General features: G+C 71.3%; 23 protein-coding genes. 12 read left to right on the top strand and 11 right to left on the bottom strand.

Going from position 1 to position 23,766, the window contains the following annotated elements; translation table 11 throughout:
- The first annotated feature begins 7 nt into the window (after nt 1-7).
- Nucleotides 8-181: a hypothetical protein gene (locus AB0J40_RS01700; RefSeq protein WP_364446065.1), complete on the top strand. Its 174-nt coding sequence runs from the start codon at nt 8-10 to the stop codon at nt 179-181.
- Nucleotides 182-1,027: 846 nt separating this feature from the next.
- On the opposite strand, the gene AB0J40_RS01705 is transcribed toward AB0J40_RS01700, so the two are convergent.
- The gene (locus tag AB0J40_RS01705) at nt 1,028-2,074 is read right to left on the bottom strand and encodes an Lrp/AsnC ligand binding domain-containing protein (RefSeq protein WP_364446067.1); all 1,047 of its coding nucleotides are present in this window, start codon (nt 2,072-2,074) and stop codon (nt 1,028-1,030) included.
- Between the two features lie 86 nt (nt 2,075-2,160).
- Between AB0J40_RS01705 and AB0J40_RS01710 the strand changes: the two genes are divergently transcribed.
- From AB0J40_RS01710 to AB0J40_RS01725, 4 genes are read left to right on the top strand one after another with little or no spacing between them, the layout of a single operon-like run.
- Entirely contained in the window at nt 2,161-3,393 is a 1,233-nt protein-coding gene (locus tag AB0J40_RS01710) for a M20 family metallopeptidase (protein ID WP_364446070.1), read from the top strand.
- Nucleotides 3,394-3,398: 5 nt separating this feature from the next.
- A complete protein-coding gene (locus AB0J40_RS01715) occupies nt 3,399-3,596 on the top strand; it encodes a hypothetical protein (protein WP_364446073.1) in 198 nt (65 codons plus the stop codon).
- On the top strand, nt 3,593-5,008 hold the full coding sequence (locus tag AB0J40_RS01720) for a sodium:solute symporter family protein (protein WP_364446076.1): 1,416 nt from the start codon (nt 3,593-3,595) through the stop codon (nt 5,006-5,008). Before AB0J40_RS01715 ends, AB0J40_RS01720 begins: the two co-directional genes overlap by 4 nt.
- Nucleotides 5,005-6,207: an amidohydrolase family protein gene (locus AB0J40_RS01725; protein ID WP_364446079.1), complete on the top strand. Its 1,203-nt coding sequence runs from the start codon at nt 5,005-5,007 to the stop codon at nt 6,205-6,207. Before AB0J40_RS01720 ends, AB0J40_RS01725 begins: the two co-directional genes overlap by 4 nt.
- 2 nt (nt 6,208-6,209) lie before the next feature.
- Here the strand turns inward: AB0J40_RS01725 and AB0J40_RS01730 are convergent, their stop codons facing one another.
- Nucleotides 6,210-6,569, bottom strand: coding sequence for a DUF2255 family protein (locus AB0J40_RS01730; RefSeq protein ID WP_364446082.1), 360 nt, complete (start codon nt 6,567-6,569; stop codon nt 6,210-6,212).
- Between the two features lie 16 nt (nt 6,570-6,585).
- The gene (locus tag AB0J40_RS01735; RefSeq protein WP_364446085.1) at nt 6,586-7,383 is read right to left on the bottom strand and encodes an alpha/beta hydrolase; all 798 of its coding nucleotides are present in this window, start codon (nt 7,381-7,383) and stop codon (nt 6,586-6,588) included.
- 264 nt (nt 7,384-7,647) lie between these two features.
- Here AB0J40_RS01735 and AB0J40_RS01740 point away from each other — a divergent pair, with 264 nt between their 5' ends.
- Nucleotides 7,648-8,721 carry a DUF4236 domain-containing protein gene (locus tag AB0J40_RS01740; protein WP_364446087.1) on the top strand — a complete coding sequence of 358 codons (1,074 nt, stop codon included), beginning with the start codon at nt 7,648-7,650 and terminating at the stop codon, nt 8,719-8,721.
- On the opposite strand, the gene AB0J40_RS01745 is transcribed toward AB0J40_RS01740, so the two are convergent.
- Nucleotides 8,718-9,875 carry a steroid 3-ketoacyl-CoA thiolase gene (locus AB0J40_RS01745; RefSeq protein WP_364446090.1) on the bottom strand — a complete coding sequence of 386 codons (1,158 nt, stop codon included), beginning with the start codon at nt 9,873-9,875 and terminating at the stop codon, nt 8,718-8,720. The two genes, AB0J40_RS01740 and AB0J40_RS01745, sit on opposite strands and share 4 nt — an antisense overlap.
- A gap of 233 nt (nt 9,876-10,108) precedes the next feature.
- Here AB0J40_RS01745 and AB0J40_RS01750 point away from each other — a divergent pair, with 233 nt between their 5' ends.
- From AB0J40_RS01750 to AB0J40_RS01760, 3 genes are all read left to right on the top strand, one after another.
- Nucleotides 10,109-11,335, top strand: coding sequence for a cytochrome P450 (locus AB0J40_RS01750; protein WP_364446093.1), 1,227 nt, complete (start codon nt 10,109-10,111; stop codon nt 11,333-11,335).
- A gap of 104 nt (nt 11,336-11,439) precedes the next feature.
- Nucleotides 11,440-12,231, top strand: coding sequence for a transglutaminase family protein (locus tag AB0J40_RS01755; protein ID WP_364446096.1), 792 nt, complete (start codon nt 11,440-11,442; stop codon nt 12,229-12,231).
- A gap of 56 nt (nt 12,232-12,287) precedes the next feature.
- Nucleotides 12,288-13,307, top strand: coding sequence for a YhjD/YihY/BrkB family envelope integrity protein (locus AB0J40_RS01760; RefSeq protein WP_364446098.1), 1,020 nt, complete (start codon nt 12,288-12,290; stop codon nt 13,305-13,307).
- On the opposite strand, the gene AB0J40_RS01765 is transcribed toward AB0J40_RS01760, so the two are convergent.
- The 5 genes from AB0J40_RS01765 to AB0J40_RS01785 all read right to left on the bottom strand — a co-directional run bounded on the left by AB0J40_RS01765 (nt 13,282) and on the right by AB0J40_RS01785 (nt 17,937).
- Nucleotides 13,282-13,893, bottom strand: a complete 612-nt coding sequence (locus AB0J40_RS01765) for a TetR/AcrR family transcriptional regulator (RefSeq protein WP_364446100.1) — start codon at nt 13,891-13,893, stop codon at nt 13,282-13,284. The two genes, AB0J40_RS01760 and AB0J40_RS01765, sit on opposite strands and share 26 nt — an antisense overlap.
- Before the next feature lie 15 nt (nt 13,894-13,908).
- Nucleotides 13,909-15,072 (bottom strand): thiolase domain-containing protein, encoded by a 1,164-nt coding sequence (locus AB0J40_RS01770; RefSeq protein WP_364446103.1) that lies wholly within the window; start codon nt 15,070-15,072, stop codon nt 13,909-13,911.
- Complete coding sequence (locus tag AB0J40_RS01775) at nt 15,069-16,082, bottom strand: thiolase domain-containing protein (protein ID WP_364446105.1); 1,014 nt, start codon at nt 16,080-16,082, stop codon at nt 15,069-15,071. The genes AB0J40_RS01770 and AB0J40_RS01775 overlap by 4 nt, the downstream gene beginning before the upstream one ends.
- Nucleotides 16,083-16,089: 7 nt before the next feature.
- Nucleotides 16,090-17,073: an OB-fold domain-containing protein gene (locus AB0J40_RS01780; RefSeq protein WP_364446108.1), complete on the bottom strand. Its 984-nt coding sequence runs from the start codon at nt 17,071-17,073 to the stop codon at nt 16,090-16,092.
- A 75-nt stretch (nt 17,074-17,148) separates the two neighbouring features.
- Nucleotides 17,149-17,937, bottom strand: a complete 789-nt coding sequence (locus AB0J40_RS01785; RefSeq protein ID WP_364446111.1) for a crotonase/enoyl-CoA hydratase family protein — start codon at nt 17,935-17,937, stop codon at nt 17,149-17,151.
- Nucleotides 17,938-17,999: 62 nt separating this feature from the next.
- Between AB0J40_RS01785 and AB0J40_RS01790 the strand changes: the two genes are divergently transcribed.
- Together AB0J40_RS01790 and AB0J40_RS01795 are read left to right on the top strand one after the other, a co-directional pair.
- Nucleotides 18,000-19,616, top strand: a complete 1,617-nt coding sequence (locus tag AB0J40_RS01790) for an acyl-CoA synthetase (protein WP_364446113.1) — start codon at nt 18,000-18,002, stop codon at nt 19,614-19,616.
- Between the two features lie 13 nt (nt 19,617-19,629).
- Nucleotides 19,630-20,730, top strand: coding sequence for a nitronate monooxygenase family protein (locus AB0J40_RS01795; protein ID WP_364446115.1), 1,101 nt, complete (start codon nt 19,630-19,632; stop codon nt 20,728-20,730).
- Between the two features lie 40 nt (nt 20,731-20,770).
- Here AB0J40_RS01795 and AB0J40_RS01800 read toward each other — a convergent pair whose 3' ends face one another.
- Both AB0J40_RS01800 and AB0J40_RS01805 read right to left on the bottom strand, forming a co-directional pair.
- On the bottom strand, nt 20,771-21,571 hold the full coding sequence (locus AB0J40_RS01800; protein ID WP_364446117.1) for a serine protease: 801 nt from the start codon (nt 21,569-21,571) through the stop codon (nt 20,771-20,773).
- Nucleotides 21,572-21,696: 125 nt separating this feature from the next.
- A complete protein-coding gene (locus AB0J40_RS01805) occupies nt 21,697-22,908 on the bottom strand; it encodes an amino acid permease (protein ID WP_364446119.1) in 1,212 nt (403 codons plus the stop codon).
- 80 nt (nt 22,909-22,988) lie between these two features.
- Between AB0J40_RS01805 and AB0J40_RS01810 the strand changes: the two genes are divergently transcribed.
- On the top strand, nt 22,989-23,762 hold the full coding sequence (locus tag AB0J40_RS01810; RefSeq protein ID WP_364446122.1) for a GntR family transcriptional regulator: 774 nt from the start codon (nt 22,989-22,991) through the stop codon (nt 23,760-23,762).
- Nucleotides 23,763-23,766 lie beyond the last annotated feature (4 nt).

Below are 23,766 nucleotides of genomic sequence, written 5' to 3' on the forward strand. Positions count from 1 at the left end.
ACGTCCGATGAACCGTGCTCGTCCGAGTGCCGCCATCGCCGGTTTCGCGCCGGTCGCACGACAGCAGCTCGCGGCGAGCACGGTTCAGGTCCCGTCCACAGTGGAGGATCTCGGCACGGTCCTCGCCGACGCCGCCAAGGCCGGCGCGACCCGCCACGGCGCCACAGCCGGCGGGCACTGACCCGCCCCACGAACCCCGGCCCGGCGGACACTTCCCTCCACCTCACCCCCCAGTCCGCCGGGCCGGTCGCACCACCCGAAGAACCGCGGGACCCCCGTCCCGCGCCCCGAGCCCCGGCCCGGGTGGACACTTCCCTCCACCTCACCCCCCAAGTCCCCCCGGGCCGGGATTCCGCACCCCCACCGATCCGGTTCGCCGGATCAGCGAAGGAGGAACAAGGCGGGAGCAGTTCCCGCCCGCGAGTTCCGGCCGGTGGACGTTCTTCCCTCCACCTCACCCCCCGAGTTCACCGCGCCGGAACTCCTCCCCGCCCCCCGAGTTCGGCTTCGGTTCACCCGAGCCGCAGATTCCGATCAGGCCAGATCCGTTCCAGCCGGGCATGCGAGCCACGGTTCCGATCGGAGAAGATTTGCCTCCAGGCTTCCCGGTCCGGCGCCCGCCCTTCGGGCGGCGGGCGGGACGGCCGCTCGGAGCCGGCACAGCGAGGCCGGCACTGCAGCAAGGTTCGCAGGTGGTGGTTCCGGAACCTCGGTCCGGAGCCGGAGCCGGAGCCGGAGCCGGAGCCGGAGCTCCGACAAAGTCCGCAGGCATTGCTTCCGGAACCCCGGTCCCGAGCCGGCGGCGCAAAGCCGGCCCCGAAACCCGGCGCCCGAAGTCGGCGCCCCAACCTCAGCCCCGGAACCTCAGCCCCGGAACCTCAGCCCCGGAACCTCAGCCCCGGAACCTCAGCCCCGGAACCTCAGCCCCGGAACCTCAGCCCGGAACCTCAGCCGCCAAGCAGGCCCCGAAGTCCGCTCCTCCCCAAAGACCCCGGTCCGGTGGATGCTTCCCTCCACCTCACCCCCCTCATCCCCCGGACCGGCCCACGCTGCGGTCCCCGTGCTCCGGCACGGGGACCGCGGCCCAGAAGTCCAGCGGCACCCGGCCCACCCCGCGCCCCGCCGCGTCGAGCAGGCGGCCCATCAGCTTGATGCTCCGCAGCGTCACCGCCCGGGCGACCACCTCCAGCCACGGCAGCTTCGCCGCGAGCACCGCCTCCAGCCCCAGCGTCTCCTGCTGAGAAGGCAACCACACCACCAGCATCAGGTTCGCCGTCCCGGTCAGCGCCGCGCACATCCGCACCTCCGGCAGCATCGCCAGCGACCGCGCCGTCGTCTCCAGCTTGTCCGGCGGCACGCTCAGCCACAGCGTCACCGTGACCGGCGCCGGCGACGCCGACCGCGCGATCTCGCACCGGACGCGGACCGCGCCCCGGGCCAGCAACGCGTCCAGCCGGCGCCGGACCGTCGTCGCGCCGACGCCGAGTTCGGCCGCCAACGAAGCCGCCGACGCCCGGGCGTCCACCCCGAGGGCCAGGATCAGCGCGCGGTCCGCGTCGTCGAACCGCAGGGGCGCGCGGTTCTTCGCCGGCTTCGCCGACAGCGCCTCCCGTTGCCCCGGCGAGATCGCCCGCACCCGCCACCGGCTGCCTTCGGTGAACATCCGAGGCGACAGCACCGTCCGCACCCGTGCCACCCCGGGCACCGCCGCCACCCGGTCCAGCACGTGCGCGCCCAGCTCGCGCAGCGTCGGCGCGACGACGTGGGCGAGCAGGTCGCACGGCCCGGCCACGTACTCGACCGTCGCCACGTGCGGGTCCGCGGCCAGCTCGGCCGCCACGGACAACGCCGTCCCGGGCAGGCACTCGATCTCGACGAACGCCAGGGTCAGCCGCGCACTCAGCTCGCCGCCGACGTACGCGGTGAGCCACGCGTCGCCGCGCTCGACCAGCGTGTCCCAGTGCCGGGCGGCCGTCACCGCGCCGAGGCCCAGCGCGCGGCCGAGCGTCGACCACGACGCCCGCGGCGCCGCCTGCAGCGCGTCGACCAGTTTGAGATCTTGCTCGGTCAACATGGCGGATTCTTCGGTCATCGGCTCTCGCAGCGGTGGTTTGCGGGAATTTCCCCGGCCATTGTGCTCGACACTTGCATGATCTGCGGATGACCCTGCGCTCGGACGCCGCTGACCTGCTCGACGACCTGGTCGCCCTGCGCCGCGACCTGCACCGCATCCCCGAAATCGGCCTGCACCTCCCGCGCACCCAGGAGCGGGTGCTCACCGCCCTCGACGGCCTTCCCCTCGAACTGAGCCTCGGCAAGAACCTCTCGTCGATCACGGGAGTCCTCCGCGGCGGCAAACCCGGCGGCACTGCGTCTGATGCGGCCTCACCGGGAAGGAGTACTTCGGCCGTGCTGCTGCGCGGCGACATGGACGCGCTCCCGGTGACCGAAGCCAGCGGCGAGGAGTTCAGCTCCACCCTCGACGGTGCCATGCACGCCTGCGGCCACGACCTGCACACCGCGGGGCTGGTCGGCGCGGCCCGCCTGCTCGCCGCCCGCCGCGAAGACCTCGCCGGCGACGTCGTCTTCATGTTCCAGCCCGGCGAAGAAGGCTGGGACGGCGCCGGCCACATGATCGAGGAGGGCGTGCTGACGGCGTCCGGCAAGCACGTCGACGCCGCGTACGGCCTGCACGTTTCGGCCGCCAGCTACGCGAAGGGCCACTTCGTCGCCCGGCCCGGCACGCTGATGGCGGCGTCGGGCGCCCTCGAAGTCCGCGTCGTCGGCGACGGCGGCCACGGCTCGTCGCCGCACGACGCGCGCGACCCGATCCCCGCGGCCTGCGAGATGGTGACCGCCCTGCAGACGATGGTGACGCGCACCTTCGACGTCTTCGACCCGGTCGTGGTCACGGTCGGCTCGTTCCACGCCGGCACGCGGCGCAACATCATCCCGGACGACGCGAAGTTCGAGGCGACGCTGCGGTCGTTCTCGCCGGAGGTCGCCGCGCGGGTGGGGGAGCGGGCGGTCCAGGTGTGCAAGGGCATCGCCCAGGCGCACGGCCTCGACGTCGAAGTCACCTACGAGCCCGAGTACCCGGCGACGGTCAACGACGCCGCGGCGTACGACTTCGTCGCCGACACGATCCGCGACGTCTTCGGGGAAGAGCGGTTCACCGAGATGGCCGATCCGATCACCGGCTCGGAGGACTTTTCCCGCGTGCTCGAACGGGTTCCCGGCGCGTACCTGTTCCTCGGCGCCTGCCCGACCGACCCGGAAACCGCGCCGGACAACCATTCGCCGCGGGCCCGCTTCGACGACAGCGTCCTCGGCGACGGCGCCGCGCTGCTGGCCGAGCTCGCCGTCCGCCGCCTCGGGCTCCTGGCGGGGTGACGCGCGTGCGCAGCTACCACTGGCCGCCGGTGCTCCCGGTCGTCGCGCTGGTTCTGATGCCGTTCCTGCCGTTCGTCAACACCACCGGCCTGTGGCTCGGGCTGCCGCGGATGATCGTGTGGGGCGCGTTCTGGTGTCTCATGTTCACCCCGGCGCTGCTGCTGTCCGAGCGCCTGCTGCGCGGGCGGGAGGAGGACCGGTGATCCTCGCCTTCACCCTCGCCGGCATCGTGCTGATCGGCGTCCTCGGCTTCGTCGGCAGGCGCAAGCCCGTCGCCGACCTGGCCGAGTGGACCGTCGGCGGCCGCCGCTTCGGCGCGCTCACCATGTGGTTCCTGCAGGCGGGCGAGGTGTTCACCACCTTCACCTTCCTCGGCATGGCCGGCCTCGCGTTCTCCGGCGGCGTCGCGGCGATGTACGCGCTGCCGTACGTCCCGATCGCCTACGTCGTGCTGTTCTTCCTCGCGAAGCGGCTCTGGACGATGGGCAAGGAGCGCGGCTACCTCACCCAGGGCGACTTCCTCGAGGACCGCTACTCCAGCCGGGCGCTCGGGACGCTGTCGGCGGTACTGGGCGTGATCTTCGTGCTGCCGTACCTGCAGCTGCAGATCACCGGGCTCGGCCTGATCGTCCGCCTGGTCACCGGCGACAGCGCGTCCGGCACGCTGAGCATGGTCACCGGCAGCGTGCTGGTGGTCGCGTTCGTGCTGTGGGCGGGGCTGCGCGGCGTCGCGGCGACGTCCTATTTCAAGGACGGCATCATGCTGGTCGCGCTGGTGGTGCTGATCATCGCCGTGCCGACGCACTTCGCCGGCGGGATCGGCGGGGTGTTCCACAAGATCGAGCAGCTGCACCCCGAGAAGCTGATCGTCCACAGTGGAGCGAACGATCACGTGTGGTTCGTGACGAGCATGCTGGTCAGCGCGATCGGCGTCGGGCTGATGACGCTGCCGCACTCGTGGCCGGCGCTGATGTCGGCGCGCGACCCGAAGGTGCTGCGCCGCAACTACACCTGGATGCCGATCTACGAGCTGTGCCTGCTGCTGCCGATGATCGTGGGGTTCGCCGCGATCATCGTGGTGCCCAAGGGGAGTGATCCGAACGGCGTACTGCTGACGCTGTCGAAGGACGCATTGCCGACCTGGGTGACCGGCATCATCGTGGTCGCCGCGACGGCCACCGCGATGGTCCCGGCGGCCGGGATCCTGATCGGCATCTCGTCGCTGGTGGCGCGCAACATAGTCCGGGTCCGCAGTGGCCGCGGGCAGTTCTGGATCAACCACGGCACGGTTGTGCTCGCGAGTACTCTTGCCCTCGTGCTCGGCATCTTCCGGCCGGACCTGCTGGCCAACCTGCTCCTGCTCACCTATTCGGGGTCGGTCCAGCTGGCCCCGGCCAACCTGCTGGGCTTCCTGAAGCGGGTGCCGGTCGGCAAGGGCCCGGTGTTCGCCGGGCTGATCGCGGGCGAGCTGGTGGTCGTCTGGCTGACCTTTGTGGACACTCACCTCGTCGGCACGGTCAACGTGGGCCTGGTCGGGCTCGGCGTCAACGTCGTCGTCCTCGCCGCGGCCGCGGTGGTGGCGCCGCGACGGACTTCTCTCGTGGAGGCGGCGTGACGCGCACGGTTTTCACCGGCGGCTCGGTGTTCGACGGCACGGGCGCGGACCCGGCGCCGGCCGACGTCGTGGTCGAGCACGGCCGGATCGTCGACGTCGGCACGGACCTCGACGGCGACGAGGGCGTCGACTGCTCGGGCGCGGTGCTGCTGCCGGGGCTGTTCGACTGCCACGTGCACGTCACGGTGTCGGACATCGGGTTGCTGGCGCGCGTCCAGAAGCCGTTCTCCTACCAGTTTTACGAGGCCGCGCGGAACCTGTGGGCGACGCTCGGGCTGGGCATCACGACGGTCCGCGACGCGTCGGGTGCCGACCTCGGCATCAAGCAGGCCGTGGACGACGGCCTGATCCCGGGGCCGCGGCTGCAGATTTCGATCGGGCTGATCAGCCAGACCGGCGGCCACGGCGACAGCTGGAACCCGTCGGGTCTGTGCGTCCCGCTGCTGGTACCGCACCCGGGCCGCCCGGACGCGACGGCCGACGGCCCCGACGAAATGCGCCGGGTCGCGCGCACGCTGCTCCGAGCGGGCGCGGACGTGCTGAAGGTGTGCACGACGGGCGGCGTGCTGTCCCCCCGCGACGACCCGAGGCACTCGCAGTACACCCCGGAGGAGCTGGAGGTCCTGGTGGCGGAGGCGGCGGCGCAGGGCCGCCCGGTGATGGCGCACGCCCAGGGCGCGGCGGGCATCAAGAACGCGGTCCGCGCGGGGGTGCGCTCGATCGAGCACGGGATCTACCTGGACGACGAGGCGATCGAGCTGATGCTGGGCCACGGGACGTGGCTGGTCCCGACGCTGATCGCGCCGGTGAACGTCGTTCGTGCGGCGGACGCGGGGGTGGATCTGCCCGCCGCGGTGGTTTCCAAGGCCCGGGAAGTCGTCGAGGTGCACCGGGATTCGGTCCGTAGCGCGTACGCGGCGGGGGTCCGGATCGCGATGGGGACGGACAGCGGGGTGGGGCCGCACGGGACGAACCTGGAGGAGCTGGCTTTGATGGCGGCGTGCGGGATGACGCCGGGGGACGTTCTGGAGGCGACCACGTCCTCGGCGGCGCGGTTGATGGGTCTGGACGGCGAGCTGGGGCGGGTCGCGCCGGGGTTGCGGGCGGATCTGGTCGTGGTGAGCGGGGATCCGTACGACTTCCCGGGGTTGGCTGCCAACATCCGGGAGGTTTGGAAGGACGGGGTCCGGGTGGTCTGACGCTAGCGCGGGTCCAGCCGCAGGGTGGTCGCCGCCGCCTCGGCCGTCACCATGGCGTCGGTGCCGCCGCCGGGGTACTTGGTGCGGTAGGCGGCGTCGATATCCGCGGTGACCTGAGCGCCGAGGTCCTCGATGGCGACCTCGGTTTCCAGGCCCGGCACGCGGATCCGGCCCCGGCCGGACCGCACCGCGTCCCCGAACCAGCCGGTGTCCCGTCGGTACCAGGTCCGCACGTAGACCTGCCCGCCGGTGCACACGACCCAGATCGGCGTCCACCGCCGCGAGCTGCCGTCGGCGCGCTCGACGGCGATCTCCAGCTCCTGGGCCGTGTCCAGGAGAACCAGCTCGTCCGGTGACCACACGGCGCGCTCCTTTCCCTCACAGCTCCGGGCTCAGCAGGTCCTTCAACGCCGCCGCGAACTTCCCCGGGTTCCGCTGCGGAGCCAGATGCGCCCCCGGCATCTCCGTGAACGGCAACCCCAGCTCCAATGCCAAGATCTTCGCCGGCTGGTAGTGGTAGCGCCCCCGGCTGCCTTCCCCGGCCACCGGCACGATCTCCGTGCTCGCCTTGCGCAACGCGCGCAAGTCCGGCAGGTAGTCGAAGAACTCCGTCAACTCCCGGTCGAACAACCGGATCCAGTCGGCCTCGTGCGGCAGCCGCAGGTTCGGCAGGTCCGGCAGTGCCGCGCCGGCGATCGCGTCGGCGAAGCGGGTGACCGCCGTCATCAGCTCGCCCGAACGGGCCAGGCGAACCTGCTCCGCCGCCGCTTCCAGCCACGCGCCCGCGTCCGGCATCAGGTGGACCGCCGGCGGCTCGTGCGCCACCAGCGTCGTCACGTGATCGGGAAACCGGGCCACGAGGTCCAGCCCGATCAGCGCGCCCGCGCTCGTGCCGAACACCATCGCCGGGCCGAGGCCGATGTGGTCCAGCACCGCCCGCGCGTCGTCCGCCTGCAACGACACCGGGACCGGGCCCGTCGTCGAATCCGTGCTGCCGAAGTGGCCGCGCCGGTCGTAGGTGATCACCGTGTAGCCCGCGTACAGCAGCTTCGCCAGCGCGCGGTAGGAGTCACCCGACCCGGTGCCGCCGGAGATCAGCAGGAGCGCCGGACCCTCGCCGCCGCGGCGGACGAGGAGCTCACCGTTCTCCACCGGGCAACGGCTTTCCGAGATCATGCACCGAAGTCAAGCACAAGCGCATCGCCCGACGGCGTGGTGGTCGGCAGCGCCCGCGGATACGTCCGGCACGGCCGCTTCGAATCCGCTGGCCGCGGCGATGGGGCAGCGTCCGGTGGATCCCGCGTGAAGGTCGAAGTCGAGGTGGATGTCCGCCTGATGGGCTTCGTCTCGCGCCGATCACGGCCTGGTTGCGGTCGGTGGTCCTCCGTAGCGATCTCCGCTTTCACTACGACCTGGTGTTCGACGGGAAGCGAGGCACGCATGTCGATCTACCTGCGCACCAGCATCCGGCTGGGACCGGTCCGGGTGGGCGTTTCGAAGTCGGGAATCGGAATCTCGGCGGGTATTCCGGGGTTGCGCGTGGGTGGCGGCCCGCGCGGGAGTTACGTGCGGGTCGGTGTCGGCGGCGTGTCGTACCGCGCGACCGTCGGTGGGCGCCGGGCCCGGCATCCCGCCGGTCGCGGACCGGCGCCGGTTTCTGCGCCGGTTCTGCCGGACCCCGGCGACGTCGTGCTTTCCGACGTGACCGGGAAGCGCGCTGAGGAGCTCCTGCCCGCGTCCCCCAGCGCGCTCGTCTCGCAGCTCAACGCCGCTGCGGGAGCGCACCGGATCTGGCCCTGGGTGCTCGTGGTGAGCGTCCTGCTCGCCGCCGTGACTCCGTGGGTTCTCCTGGCCGGTCTTCCGCTCACCCTCTGGACCGGCTGGCGAGACGGGATTCGCCGGACTGTGGTGGCCTTCTACGAGGTGGACGCCCCGGCTCAGTCGCAGTTCGAGCGCCTGCTCAGGTCCTTCGACGACGTCTGCCGGTCGCACAGCGCGTGGAGCACTGTCGCGCGCGGCGACCTGCAGACCGCTTACCAGCGCAAGGTGAATGCGGGCGCGGGTTCTCTGGTGCGGCGTGAGCCGCTACGCCGAGGTTTGGGCGGCTCGGTCCACCTCAAGTCGAACATCGCCATTCCCTCCCTGCAGTCGGCTACTCGGTCGGTCTACTTCCTCCCTGACCGCATCCTGGTGCGCGATCGGAACACTTATGCGGATGTGACGTACCAAGCGGTTTCCGTCGTTCCGGGATCGACCCGGTTCATCGAGGACGGGTCGGTGCCGCCTGACGCCGTCCAGGTGGACACGACCTGGCAGTACGTGAACAAGCGGGGTGGTCCGGACCGGCGGTTCAAGAACAACCGCCGGCTACCGGTCATGCGCTACGGCGAAGTGAGCCTCTCGACCGGGCACGGGTTCGCAGTGCACTGGTCGTTTTCCGCCGAACCGGCGGCCCAGGCGCTGGCTGTCGGTTTCGCCGAGATGACCCGCTACCCCGGCGCGCTGGCCAGCTAGAGCCGTTCGACGACCGTCGCCGTCGCCAGTGCTCCGCCGGCGCACATCGTCACCAACGCCGTCGACGCGTCGCGGCGCTCCAGCTCGTGCAACGCCGTCGTCAGCAGCCGGGCTCCCGTGCTGCCCACCGGGTGGCCCAGGGCGATCGCGCCGCCGTTGACGTTCACCCGCGCCGGATCCGGGTCCACGACCTGCTGCCACGACAGCGCCACCGACGCGAACGCCTCGTTCACCTCGAACAGGTCCACGTCACCGACCGTCATCCCGGTCCGGGACAACACCCGTTCGGTCGCGCGGATGGGGCCGTCCAGGTGGTAGTACGGCTCCGCGCCGATCAGCGCCTGCGCCACGATCCGGGCCCTCGGCCGCAGTCCCAGCTCCGAAGCCCGCGAAGAGTCCATCAGCAGCAGGGCCGCCGCGCCGTCGGAAATCTGCGACGACGTCCCCGCCGTGTGGATCCCGTCCTCGACCACCGGCTTCAACCGCGCCAGGCCTTCGACGGTCGTCTCGCGCAGGCCCTGGTCGCGGCCGACCAGCCGCGTTTCGCCCGTCGGCTCACCGGAGGAGGACAGCACCGGTGCCTTCACCGGCACCACTTCGCGGTCGAAGCGCCCCGCTTCCCACGCCGCCGCGGCTTTCTGCTGGGACGCGGCGCCGAACGCGTCGACGTCGGCGCGGGTCAGGCCGCGGCGGACCGCGATCCGCTCCGCCGCGCCGTACTGGTTGGGCAGGTCGATCGACCACGACGACGGCCGGGGTGACGCGCCGGCCCGGTTGGTCCCCAGCGGCACCCGGCTCATCGCCTCGACGCCGCACGCGACGCCGACCTCGATCGCGTCCGCCGCGATCAGGCCCGCGACCAGGTGGGTCGCCTGCTGCGCCGAGCCGCACTGGGCGTCGATCGTCGTCGCGCCCGCCGTTTCCGGCAGGCCTGCGTGCAGCCACGCCGTGCGCGTCACGTTGTTGGACTGCTCGCCGGCCTGCGTGACGCAGCCGCCGATCAGCTGCTCGACCAGCGCGGGGTCGATCCCGGCGCGGTCGAGGAGGGCCTGCTGCGCGGCGCCCAGCAGCTCGGCCGCGTGCAGGCCGGCCAGCAGCCCGCCCCGCTTGCCGATCGGGGTCCGCACGGCTTCGACGATGACCGGCACGCCCATGTCGTCCCTTTCGTCGGGAAACACTGTCCTGTAACCAGAAAACTAGAACAAGTTATCGTTTGAGGCAAGCGGCCCCAGGATCTGCGGGATCTTGATCTTCGAAGAGTGAGCGCTCGCTCACCTGGCCTCATCGGTCAAGTTAACGGGTTTCACTGAACGGTCTTCCGCAAGTTAACACCGTATGCTCTAATCGCCGTTAGAACGTGTTTCAAAGGCGAACCGTGGGAGGCACCGTGGCCGCTCCGCTCATCCCCGCCGGTTTCGACTTCACGGACCCGGACCTCTACGCCCAACGGCTGCCCGTGGCCGAGTTCGCCGAGCTCCGGCGAACCGCGCCCGTGTGGTGGAACCCCCAGAAGCACAACACCGCGGGCTTCCGCGACGACGGCTACTGGGTCGTCTCGCGCCACGCGGACGTCAAGGAGGTGTCCCGCGACAGCACGCTGTACTCGTCGAGCGAGAAGACGGCGATCATCCGCTTCGACGAGAGCATGACCGAGGACAACCTCAACGCGAACCGCCTGGTGCTGCTCAACATGGACGCCCCGCAGCACACCAAGCTGCGGCGGATCGTGTCGAAGGGCTTCACCCCGCGGTCCATCGCGAAGCTCGAGGACACCCTGCGCGAGCGCGCCGAGCGGATCGCCGCGGAAGCGCGCAAGAAGGGGTCGGGCGACTTCGTCACCGACGTCGCCTGCGAGCTGCCGCTGCAGGCGATCGCCGAGCTGATCGGCATCCCGCAGGAGGACCGGCTCAAGATCTTCGACTGGTCGAACCAGATGGTCGCCTACGACGACCCCGAGTACGAGGTCGAACCCCTGGAAGCGTCCGCGCAGCTCATCGGCTACGCCTGGAACATGGCCGAGGACCGGCGCAAGTGCCCGATGGACGACATCGTCACGAAGCTGATCCACGCCGACGTCGACGGCGAAGCGCTCGGCTCCGACGAGTTCGGCTTCTTCGTCATCCTGCTCGCCGTCGCCGGCAACGAGACGACGCGCAACGCGATCAGCCACGGCATGAAGGCGTTCCTGGACCACCGGGACCAGTGGGAGCTGTTCAAGGAGCAGCGGCCGAAGACCGCGCCGGACGAGATCGTCCGCTGGGCCACCCCGGTGGTGGCGTTCCAGCGCACGGCCACCCGCGACACCGAGCTGGGTGGCGCGCACATCCGCAAGGGCGACCGCGTCGGGATGTTCTACAGCTCGGCCAACTTCGACCACGAGGTGTTCGAGGACCCGGAGAAGTTCGACATCCTCCGCGAGGACAATCCGCACGTGGGCTTCGGCGGCACGGGTTCGCACTACTGCATCGGCGCGAACCTGGCCCGGCTGGAGATCGACCTGATCTTCAACGCGATCGCGGACGTGATGCCGGGCATCACCGAGGCGGCACCCCCGGTGCGGCTGCGGTCCAGCTGGCTGAACGGCATCAAGCACTACCCGGTGAACTACGCCTGAGGAACCGCTCGACGCGGTGGCGGGTCGTCCGGGGAGCACCTCCTGGACGACCCCGCCCCGTCAGGCCACCCGGCGATTCCGCCGGGAGGTGACATCATGGGGTGATGGCCCCGCGAGCGACCGTCGACGTCGAGTTCTCCTTCCGCGTCACCGAACCCGGTCCCGCGGCGATCTCCGTCGCCGCGGCGCACGCCGACACCGAAGAGCTCACCGTTTCCTGGCACGGGGACAGCGAACTCGTCGAGTTCGAGCACGGCACCCGCGCCGAGGTCTTCACGCTGCCCCCGGGCGAACACCGCGTCACCTACCACGCCGAACGCGCGCTGGCCGAGCCCGAACCCGAGCCGGTCACGCTCGCCGACGCCGCCGTGTTCACCCGGCCGAGCCGGTACTGCCCCTCCGACCGCGTCGCCGGGCTCGTCCCGCCCGCCGCGCTCAAGGCCAAGGGCACCAAGGCGAGGGTCGACGCCATCGTCCGGAACGTCCACGAGCGACTGTCCTATGTGGTCGGTTCCAGCCGGCCGACCGACGACGCCGTCGACACGCTGCTCGCCGGCGAGGGCGTCTGCCGCGACTTCGCGCACGTCTGCGTCACGCTCTGCCGGTTCCTCGACATCCCCGCCCGCTACGTCGGCGTCTACGCGCCCGGGCTGTCACCGATGGACTTCCACGCCGTCTTCGAGGCCGGGATCGACGGCCACTGGTACGTCTTCGACGCCACCCGCCTGGCGCCGCGGCAGACCATGCTGCGGATCTCCACCGGGCGCGACGCCGCGGACACGTCCTTCCTCGCCACCCTCGGCTGCGAGCTCGACTTCCTCGGCAGCACGGTCTTCGCCACGACGGACGCCGCGCTCCCGGTGGACGACGGCGCCGGGCTCGTCGTCCTGAGCTGATGGTCCGACCGCGTGTTGCCTGAGCGAAGTGCGCTCCGGCTGGGTAGACAGTGACCGTGAACAGTTCCCCCAAGACCCCGAGCCCCTGGGCCCGGGCCCGCGCCCGGTACCGGTGGCTGGACCACATCGCCCGCGCGACCAACCGCTACATCGACCGCGGCGGCTACCACTACGTCGCCTCGATCACCTACTTCAGCCTGCTGTCGCTGGTGCCGCTGCTGATGGTCGCCTCGTCGGTCGCCGGGTTCGTGCTGGCCAGCCAGCCGCACCTGCTCGACACGATGGTCCACGCGATCGTCTCCACGCTGCCCGGCGGCCTGGGCGACAAGGCCACCGAGCTGCTCACCGGCTTCGTCGAGCAGCGCACGAGCGTCGGGGTATTCGGGCTGGTCATCGGCCTCTACTCCGGCTGGAACTGGATGAACGCGCTGCGGGACTCGCTGACGGCGCTGTGGGGGCAGAACCGGTCCGACCAGCCGTTGCTGCGGCTCATCGCCGTCGACCTGCTCGCGCTGCTCGGCCTCAGCGCCGCGCTGCTCGTGTCGTTCACGCTCACCATCTCCGGCACCGCGCTCGGCAGCTACCTGCTGCGGCTGGCCGGGCTCGACGACACGAGCTGGGGGCACCAGCTCGTCTCGGCGTCCTCGGTGCCGCTGTCGCTGGCCGCCGACTGGCTGGTGTTCCTGTGGGTGCTCACGCGGCTGCCGCGGCAGAAGGTGGGCGTGCGCAGCGCGGTGCGCGGCGCGGTCGCCCTGGCCGTCGGGTTCGAGGTGCTCAAGCTGGCCGGGGGCTTCTACCTGCGGCTGATCGGCGACTCGCCGACCGGCATCGCGTTCGGCTCGGTCATCGGCCTGATCTTCTTCATCTCGCTCGTCGCGCGGCTGCTCGTCTACGTCACGGCGTGGACGGCGACCGGCTCCGACGCGCCGCCGAAGCCGGTCCAGCCGCCGGCGCCGGTGGTGCTGAACCCGGTGGTCGTGGTGGACCCGCCGGTCGCGGTGCCGGCCACCGTCGGCGTCGTCACGGGCGTCCTCGGGACGCTGCTGGCGCTCAAGTGGCGACGTTCGCGAGGCTGAAGAGCCGGTCCAGCTGGTGGTCGATGAGCGCGATCGCCGCCTCCGGCGTCCGCTGGCCCAGGATGATGCTGGTCTGCAGGCCGTCGACGCTCGACAGCAGCAGCTCGGCCTCCGGCAGCAGCTCCAGCTCGGGGGCGACCTCCCCGCGGTCGCGGCCCCATGCCAGCAGGTCCGCGGTCAGCCGTTCCAGCTCGGGCGGCGCGGCGCTGAACGCCGACGCGAGCCCGGTGTCCGACAGGGACCGGACGAAGTAGGCGAGGTGCACGAGGTAGCGCGTGCGGCGCTCGTCGCCGACCGGCAGCATCCCGACGAGCATGGCCCGCAGCACCTCGCGCGGCGTCGCGTCCTCCTCGGGGCCGAGGCCCGCGCGGATGCTCTCCCCGGCGTCGGCGTTGAGGATCTCCAGCGCGCCGAGCAGTAGGTCGTCCCGCGTCCCGAAGTAGTACTGGACCAGCCGCAGCGAGACGCCGGCCTCGGCCGCGACCTTGCGCAGCGACACGTCTTCGAGCCCGCGCGTGCTGGCGATCCGCCAGACCGCTTCGGCGATCTGGCGGCGGCGTTGCTCGTGGTCGGCGAGTCTGGGCATGGTGGGTCGAGCGTATCAATTCGGCTTGTCGGCGCCGACCACCCACATCGAGAAGTACTGCGACCCGCCGCCGTAGGCGTGCCCGAGCCCGATCCGCGCGCCGTCGACCTGGTAGTCCCCGGCCCGGCCCATCACCTGCTTCGCGGCTTCGGAGAAGCGCAGCATGCCGGACGCCCCGATCGGGTTGGACGAGAGCACCCCGCCGGACGGGTTGCACGGCAGCCGTCCGCCGATCGCCGTCTCGCCGGCTTCGGTGACCTTCCAGCCTTCGCCTTCGGGCGCGAACCCGAGGTTCTCCAGCCACATCGGCTCGAACCACGAGAACGGCACGTAGATCTCGGCGACGTCCACTTCGGACATCGGGTCCGTGATCCCGGCCTCGGCCCACAACGCGGCCGCGGCGTCGCGCCCGGCCTGGGGGTTGACCTGGTCGCGGCCGGCGAACGTGGTGGGCTCGGTGCGCATCGCCGTCGCGTGGATCCAGGCCGCGCCGCCCTCGACGGCGTCCCCGGCGGCCTCGTCGCCGAGCACCATCGCGCACGCGCCGTCGGACGACGGGCACGTCTCGTCGTAGCGGATCGGGTCCCACAGCATCTGCGACTTCCGCACCGACTCGACGGTGATGTCGGCCTGCTGCAGGTGCGCGTACGGGTTGAGGGCGCCGTTGCGGCGGTCCTTGGCCGCGACGATCGCGCCGACGTGCTCGGGCGCGCCCGAGCGGCGGATGTAGGAGCGCACGTGCGGCGCGAAGTAGCCGCCCGCGCCGGCGCCGACCGGCATCTGGAACGGCGGCAGGATCGACAGGCCCCACATCGCGTTCGACTCGGACTGCTTCTCGTACGCGACGGTCAGCACCCGGCGGTGCACGCCGGCCTGGATCAGCGACGCGGCGACCAGCGCCGTCGACCCGCCGACCGAGCCGGCGGTGTGCACGCGCAGCAGCGGTTTCCCGGTGGCGCCGAGGGAATCGGCGAGGAACAGCTCGGGCATCATGACGCCTTCGAACAGGTCCGGGGCCTTGCCGAGCACGACGGCGTCGATGTCGGCCCACTCGACCTGGGCGTCGGCCATCGCGCGGTCGATCGCCTCGCGCAGCAGGCCCGGCATCGAGACGTCCTGGCGCTTGGCGCGGTGGTGCGTCTGGCCGGTGCCGAGCACGGCGGTGAGCTGCTTGGTCATCGGGCCTCCAGCACGGTCACCAGGTTCTGTTGCAGGACCGGGCCGCTCGTCGCGTGCGCCACGGCCTTGCGGGATTCGCCGCTGTGGATGCGGGCCGCGGCCTCGCCGATGCGGGCGAGGCCGGCGGAGAACATCGGGTTGGCGGCCAGCGCCCCGCCCGACGGGTTGATCTTCGTGGAATCGTCGAGCTTCAGCGCCGTCCGCAGGATCAGTTCCTGGTGGGTGAAGGGCGCGTGCAGCTCGGCCAGGTCGGCGCCGTCGAGGTCCAGGGCCGCCGCGGCGGCTTCGGTGGACGGGCTGCGCGTGAGGTCGCGGGCGCCCAGGACGGGGGAGTCGACCCGGTGCTCGATGCCGGTGATCACGGCGGGCCGGTCGACGATGTCCCGTGCTCGTTCCACAGTGGACAGGACGATCACGGCCGCACCGTCGGTGATCGGCGCGATGTCGTGCCGGCGCAGCGGGTCCGCGTAGTACGGCGTGTCGAGGAGTTCGGCGACGTCCTTGCCGGTGCCGCGCGCGGCGACCTCGGCGAGGTCCTTTTCGGACCACAGCCCGGCTTCGAGGCCCAGGCGCGCCTGGATCCCGGCGATCGACACGGAGTCCGGCCACAGCGGCGTGACGACGTACGGGTCGAGCTGCAGGGCGAGCACCCGGCGCAGCTGCCCGGCGCTGGACTTGCCGAAGCCGTAGACGAGCGCGGTCTCGACCTCGCCCATCTTGATCTTCAGCCACGCTTCGTAGAGCGCCCAGGCGGCGTCCATCTCGACGTGCGACTCGTGGATCGGCGGGAACGCGCCGATCGCGTCGACGGCGGCGATGAACGAGAAGGCGCGTCCGGCCAGGTAGTCCGACGAGCCGGAGCACCAGAAGCCGATGTCCTGTTTGGACAAACCGGTCCGCTCGAAGACCTCGGCGAAGATCGGGACGAGCATCTCCACGCCGTTGGTGGTGCCCGGGGTCTCGCGGACGTTGGGGGCCTTCGCGAAGCCCGCGATCGCGACGTCTGGCATCAGGACCTCACAGGTGGTGGGCGAAGGTTTCGTAGGCCGCGTCCGGCTCGCCGGTCGGCTCGAAGTGGCTGATGTTCTCCAGCGACGTCCACCACTCGTCACGTGGTTTCCACGCGGCGCGCACGCGCATGCCCATCTTGACGTCCTGGGCGTCGCAGCCGAGGACGAGGTGCAGGAAGGCGATGTCGGCGCCGTCGAGCAGGATGTACGCGGCGACGTACGGCGGCTTGATGCGCTGGCCGAGGAACGGGACGTTGACGATGCAGAACGTGGTGACGATCCCGGTGTCGGGCAGTTCGACCTCGTCGGTGGTGGGGACGCCGTCGGTCGGGCAGGCGCCCCGCGGCGGGATGTAGACCTTCCCGCACTTCGGGCAGCGCTGGCCGATCAGCTTCCCTTCGGCGAGGCCGCGCAGGTACCGGCTCTCCTCGGGGGAGGCGGAGTGCAGGTACTTCAGGTGCACGGGCGTGATGATCACGCTGACCGGGGCGCCCTCTTCGCGCTCGGCGACCGGGGGAGCGGGCTCGGTGGGCTTCGTGTCCTCGGCGTCCACGGGCAGGAAGTAGGCGATGTCCCGGATGTGCCCGACGGTCTCGTCGGCCCACTTGACGCGGACCCGCTGTCCACTGTGGATGTTCGCCGGGCTGCCGGCGTCCACGGCGTGCAGCAGTGCGGTGTCGGCGCCGTCGAGCTTGACGAGCGCCCAGGCGAAGGGCCGGTTCAGCGGCTGCCCGTCGAGGGGTTCGGGACACCACGACCACGAGACGACGGTGCCCTCGTCGGCCACGGGAACGAACTCCCCGAGCGGTTCGGCGGTCCCGGGGTCGTACTCGACGGGCGGGACGTGCACGCGGCCGTCACTGCCCCGGACGCCTTCGATCCGGCGTTCGCGCAGGGAGGTGACGAACCGGCCCAGGACGGGCCCGGTCGAGCGCGTGTAGTCGAAACCGACGTTGAGGGGTGCCGCCAGCGGTGTCTCGGTCACGTCCATGAGTGAAACATGTTCTTGTTCTGTCGACAAGGTTCCTCCGCGAGGCGGTCGGATTTCAGTGGAACGCGTTCTAGGTCAGCGGCCCTTGAACTCCGGCTTCCGCTTCTCCGAGAACGCCCGCGGCCCCTCCTTGGCGTCCTCCGAAGCGAACACCTCGATGCCGTACTGCGAGTCCAGCTTGAAGGCCTCCTCCTCGTGGAGCCCCTCGGTGTCCCGGATCGTCCGCAGGATCGCCCGCACCGCGACCGGCCCGTTCGCGTTCACCAGGGAGGCCAGTTCCAACGCGCGCGAGAGGGCCTGTCCGTCCGGGACCACGTGCCCGATCAGGCCGATCGCCAACGCCTCGGAAGCGGACAGATGACGTCCGGTCAGCAGGATGTCCGCGGCCACCGTGTACGGGATCTGACGCGGCAGCCGCACCGCCGACCCGCCCATCGGGAACAGTCCCCACCGGGCCTCCGACACCCCGAACCGGGCGGAAGAACCCGCGACCCGGATGTCCGTCCCCTGGAGGATCTCCGTCCCGCCCGCGATCGCCGGTCCCTCGACCGCCGCGATCAGCGGCTTCGTCAGGCGGCGGCCCTTCAGGAGGCCGGGGATCCGGGACGGGTCGAACTTGCCCGAGGCGAACGAGTCGGACGGGGAGTTGCGAGACATCGACTTCAGGTCCGCGCCGGCGCAGAACGCGCCGCCCGCGCCGGTCAGGACGCAGCTGCGGATCTCCTCGTCCGAATCGACCCGGTCCCAGGCGTCGACCATGATCGACATCATCTCGCCGGTGATCGCGTTGCGCGCCTCGGGGCGGTTCATGGTGACGACCAGTGTCGCCCCTTCCTGCGAAACCAGCGCGTGCGGTTCACCCACGGGAGACCTCCTGAAGGAGCAGTGCCATTGCCCAGAACGATAACATGTTCTACTTTGAGGGCGTGGCACTCAACATCGCGGATCTTCTGGAGCACGCCGTCGACGCCGTGCCGGAGCGCGTCGCGGTCGTGTGCGGCGACCGGCGGGTCACCTTCGCCGAACTGGAGGCGCGGGCCAACCGGCTCGCCCACCACCTCGCCGCGCACGGCGTGGGACGCGGGTCCCACATCGGGGTCTATTCCCGCAACTCGATCGAGGCCTTGGAGGCAATGGTCGCGGCGTACAAGCTGCGCGCGATCGCCGTCAACGTCAACTACCGCTACGTTCACGGCGAACTCGCCTACCTCTTCAACGACGCCGAAATCGTCGCGCTCGTGCACGAGAGAAGCTACGCGGACAAGGTCGCCGCGGTGCTGCCGGAGACACCGAAACTGAAACACGTTGTCGTGATCGACGACGGCAGTGACGGCGACTACGAGAGCTACGGCGGCGTCGACTACGAGGCCGCGCTCGAGGCGCAAAGCCCGGAACGCGACTTCGAGGAACGCAGCAACGACGACCTCTACATCCTCTACACCGGCGGCACCACGGGCTACCCGAAGGGCGTGCTCTGGCGCCAGGAGGACGTCTGGCGCGCGCTCGGCGGCGGGATCAACTTCGTCACCGGCGAGTACATCCCGGACGAGTGGACGCTCGCCGAGCAGGGCAAGGCCGGGAGCCTCACCCGGCTGCCCGCCGCGCCGCTCATCCACGGCGCCGCGCAGTGGGCCGCGTTCGGCGCGCTGTTCACCGGCAGCCCGGTGGTCTTCGTGCCGCGCTTCGACGCCCACGAGATCTGGAAAGCCGTGCAGGAGCACAAGGTCCAGGTCCTCACGATCGTCGGCGACGCGATGGCGCGGCCGCTGATCGAGGCGTTCCGCGAGGGCGATTACGACGCTTCGTCGCTCGTCGCCGTGTCTAGCCACGCCGCGCTGTTCTCCCAGTCGGTCAAGCAGGAGTTCGTCGAGCTCGTGCCGAACGCCGTGATCACCGACGCGATCGGGTCGTCGGAAAGCGGCTTCACCGGGATCGGCATGGTCGGCAAGGACTCCGACCACAGCGCCGGTCCGCGGGTGACCTTCGGCCAGGACGCCATCCTGCTCGACGACGACGGCAACGTCGTCGAGAAGAAGCCCGGCGCGGTCGGGCTGATCGGCCGCCGCGGCCACGTCCCGCTCGGCTACTACGGCGATCCCGAGAAGAGCAAGAAGATCTTCGTCGAGGTCGACGGCGTCCGGTACGTCGTGCCGGGCGACTACGCCCGCTACGAGGAGGACGGCACCGTCACGCTGCTCGGCCGCGGCTCCCAGTGCGTCAACACCGGTGGCGAGAAGGTCTACCCGGAAGAGGTCGAAGGGGCGCTCAAGTCGCACCCCGACGTCTTCGACGCGCTCGTCATCGGCGTCCCGGACGAGCGGCTCGGCCAGCGCGTCGCCGCCGTCGTCCAGCTGCGCGAGGGTGCTTCGCCGGACCTCGCCTCGCTCGAAGAGCACGTCCGCGGCGAGATCGCCGGGTACAAGGTGCCGCGCACGATCTGGCTGGCCGGCGAGATCGGCCGGTCGCCCAGCGGCAAGCCGGACTACCCGTGGGCCCAGCGCTACGCGGCCGAGCACGAACCGGCCACGGCCCAGCCCGTCTGAGAGGAAAGCGCAAGTGCGGACACCCCTGTGCGACCGGCTCGGCATCGACCTGCCGATCATCGGGTTCACGCCCTCGGAGCACGTCGCCGCGGCACTCAGCCGCGCCGGCGGGCTCGGCGTGCTCGGCTGCGTCCGGTTCAACGACGCCGCCGAGCTCGACCGGGTGCTGACCTGGATGGACGAGAACACCGGCGGCAAGCCCTACGGCGTCGACATCGTGATGCCGGCGAAGATCCCGGCCGAAGGCACGCAGGTCGACCTGGCGAAGCACATCCCGGACGGCCACCGCGCCTTCGTCGACCGGGTGCTGAAAGAGCTTTCCGTGCCGCCGCTGCCGGACGACACCGACGAGCGCGCGGGGGTGCTCGGCTGGCTGCACTCGGTCGCCCGCTCGCACGTCGAGGTCGCGCTCAACCACCCGATCAAGCTGATCGCCAACGCGCTCGGCTCGCCGCCGGTGGACGTCATCGCCCAGTGCCACGACAAGGGCGTGCCGGTCGCGGCGCTCGCCGGGAAGGCCGAGCACGCGGTCCGGCACGTCGAGAACGGCGTCGACTTCGTGGTCGCGCAGGGCTACGAAGCCGGCGGCCACACCGGCGAAATCGCGTCCATGGTGCTGGTGCCGGAGATCGTCGACGCGGTCGACGTGCCGGTGCTCGCCGCGGGCGGGATCGGGTCCGGGCGGCAGGTGGCCGCGGCGCTCGCGCTCGGCGCGTCCGGCGTCTGGATGGGCTCGATGTGGCTGGCCACCGAGGAGTACCTGCAGACGATGGGCGAGTCGGTGGCGATGCAGCAGGCGCTCGTCGGGGCGACTTCGTCGGACACCGTGCGGACGCGGATCTACACCGGCAAGCCGGCCCGGCTGCTCAAGACCCGCTGGACCGAGGCGTGGGCCGCGCCGGACGCGCCCGAGCCGTTGCCGATGCCGCTGCAGAACCTGCTGGTTTCCCACGCCCACAACCGGATCCACGCGGCGAACGACCCGAGCGTGGTGTCGATGCCGGTGGGCCAGATCGTCGGCCGGATGAACGCGGTCCGCCCGGTCGCCGACGTCGTCGCGGACCTGGTGAACGGCTACGAAAAAGCACTGTCCCGGTTGGACAAGACGCGCTGAAGGGGGCCCGCCGCGGCGGGCCCCCTCTTCGCGGAAGCGGTTACAGCGTGGCGGCGGCCGCGGCGATCTTCGACGCGAACGTGCTCACCTCGGTGTAGACGCCGGGGGCGTGCGGACGGGCGCAGCCGTCACCCCAGGAGACGATGCCGACCTGGATCCACGCGCCGGCGTTGTCGCGGCGGAACATGGGGCCGCCGGAGTCGCCCTGGCACGTGTCGACGCCGCCGGAGGCGAGGTTGCCCGCGCAGATCTCGGCGCTCGGGATGAGGTCGGGGTAGCTGCCGCCCTGGGCCTGGCAGGTGGCGTCGTCGACGAACGGGACGGTCGCCTTCAGCAGGTACCGCTGCTGCGCGCCGCCTTCGCGGGCCGCGCCCCAGCCGGCCACGGTGAACGTGCCGTTGTTGTACGCCGACGTCGTCGCGATCGGCAGCGTGGAGAGCCCGCTCACCGGGCTGGCGAGCTTGATCAGCGCCCAGTCACCGCCGGTCGAGGTGCCGTAGGTGGGGGACTGGTAGACGTAGGTCGAGCGGATCTTCTGCGCGCTCGAGCTCTGCAGGTCCACGACGCCGACCGTCGCGGTGATCGAGGTGTTCGACCCCGTCCGGCTGACGCAGTGCGCCGCGGTCAGGACGATCTGCTTGGTGTAGAGCGCGCCGCCGCAGCCCATGGACAGCCGCACCATGAACGGGAACTCGCCCTGCGCGGCCCGGGTTCCGCCGACGACGTCGGTCGACGGCGGCTGGGCGGCGATCGCCGGGGTGGCGAACGACGCGGCCGCGGCGAGCGCGGCCAGTGCGGTGGTGGCGTTTCTGAGCAGGGTGAACCAGCGCTTGGGAGCCAAGGGGATCAGTCCTTCCAGTGTCCACAGTGGAAGCCGAGCTCGAAGGTGACCCCACGACTACAGCAGGTGCTCACATACCCGGACAACCGACTTTCTTCGGATCTTTCGGGCGGTTGGGTGATTTCTCACCGCCGGATCCGGCGAACGCCGTAGGCCGAAGCGCCCAGCACCAACGCGACGCAGCCGGCCAGCACCGAAGGCAGCGGCAGGCTGAAGGCCAGCACCACGCACCCGGCCAGGCCCAGGACGGCCCGCACCTTCCCCTTCAGCGTGAGCGCGGCGGCGTTGGCGACCGCGTAGTACGTCAGGACGGCGAAGGACGAGAAGCCGATCGCGTCGCGCAGATCGAGGAACGCGGCGAGCACGGCGACGACGAGCCCGACGGTGAGTTCCGCGCGGTGCGGCACGTCGTAGCGGGGGTGCACGGCGGCGAGGAACCGGGGGAGGTGGCCGTCGCGGCTCATCGCCAGCGTCGTGCGCGAGACGCCGAGGATGAGCGCGAGCAGCGAGCCGAGCGCCGCCAGTGCCGCGCCGGCCCGGACGGCCGGGGCGAGCCACCCCGGGACGGCGGCCGCGATCGGGTCGGGGCTCGCGGCGAGCGCGGCCGGGCCGAGGCGGACGAGCAGCAGCACCGCCAGCGCCGCGTAGACGACGAGGGTGAGGCCCAGCGCCAGCGGGATGGCGCGCGGGATGGTCCGGGCGGGGTCGCGGACCTCCTCGCCGAGCGTCGCGAGCCGGGCGTACCCCGCGAAGGCGAAGAAGAGCAGCCCGGCCGCCTCGAGGACGCCGCCGGTGCCGGGCCAGGCGACGAGCGGGCCGCCGGCGGACGCCCCGGCGGCCATCGTGACCGCGGCGGCGGTGAGCACGAGCAGGGTGCACGACACGATCACCCGCGTCGCCAGCGCGGAGCGGTGCACGCCGAAGTAGTTGACGGTGGTGAGCGCGCCGACGACGGCGACGGCGAGGAGGCCGCGCCACGGCTGCCCGAGCCCGGGCGCGGCGTAGGCGACGACGGTCAGCGTCATCGCGGCGCAGCTGGCCGTCTTCCCGGTGACGAATCCCCAGCCGGCCAGGTAACCCCAGAATTCACCGAGCCTTTCCCGGCCGTAAACGTAGGTGCCGCCGGATTGGGGGTAAATGGCCGCGAGCCGGGCGGAAGACATCGCATTGCAGTAGGCGACCACGGCCGCGAGGACCAGCGCGATGAGCAATCCGGCCCCCGCGGCCCGCGCCGCCGGGGCGAACGCGGCGAAGACGCCGGCGCCGATCATCGAGCCCAGGCCGAGGAAAACGGCGTCGGCGAGGCCGAGCCGGCGGGCGAGTGGTGTCGAGCGCATCCGGGTGATCCTCCGTGTGACAGCCGTGTTACGCGCCACAGCGAACCACGGCGCGGCGGGAAACGAATAGGGTCGATTCCGTGCCCGCCCCTTTACGCCATTCCCGCCTGTCCGCCGACGGTCCCGTCCTCGACGGGATTCCCGAGCACGGCCGTGTCCCGCGCTACTACGCGGTCAAGGTCGAGCTGCTGGCGGTGATCGCGGAACTGGGCGAAGGCTCGGTGCTGCCCACGGAACGGGAACTGTGCGAGCGGTTCGAGGTGTCGAGGGCGACGGTACGGCAGGCGGTCGGCGAGCTGGTGCTCGAGGGCAGGCTGAGCCGGCGCCAGGGGAGCGGGACGTTCGTCGCCGGCCCGAAGCTGGTGCAGCCGCTGGCCCTGGTGAGCTACACGGAAGGGTTGCGCCGCCAGGGGATCCGGCCGGGCCGCACGGTGATCACGCTCGAGCGGCGCGTGGCGGGCAGCGCGCTGGCGGCGGACCTGCAGGTCACCTCGGACGCCGAGGTGATCCACATCGAGCGGGTCCTGCTGGCCGACGAGGAGCGCGTCGGGCTGGAGTCGACATATCTCCTGGCGGAGCGGTTCCCGACGCTGTTGGAGGTGTTCGACCCCGAGCAGTCGCTGTACGCGTGCTTGAGCGAGCAGCTCGGGGTGGTGTTCGACGGCGCCGAGGAGCGCGTCGAGACGGTGCTGGCGACGCCGCGCGAGGCGCTGCTGATCGGGACCAACCCGGCGCTGCCGATGCTGCTGACGCACCGGATCGCCTGGGGCCCGGACGGGGCACCGTTCGAGCGGGTGCGGTCGCTGTACCGGGGTGACCGGCTGAGCTTCCTGACCCGGCTGGGCCGCGCCTGACTGT

Origin of the sequence: Amycolatopsis sp. NPDC049691 (genome assembly GCF_040675005.1) — a bacterium.
Classification (GTDB): Bacteria; Actinomycetota; Actinomycetes; order Mycobacteriales; family Pseudonocardiaceae; genus Amycolatopsis.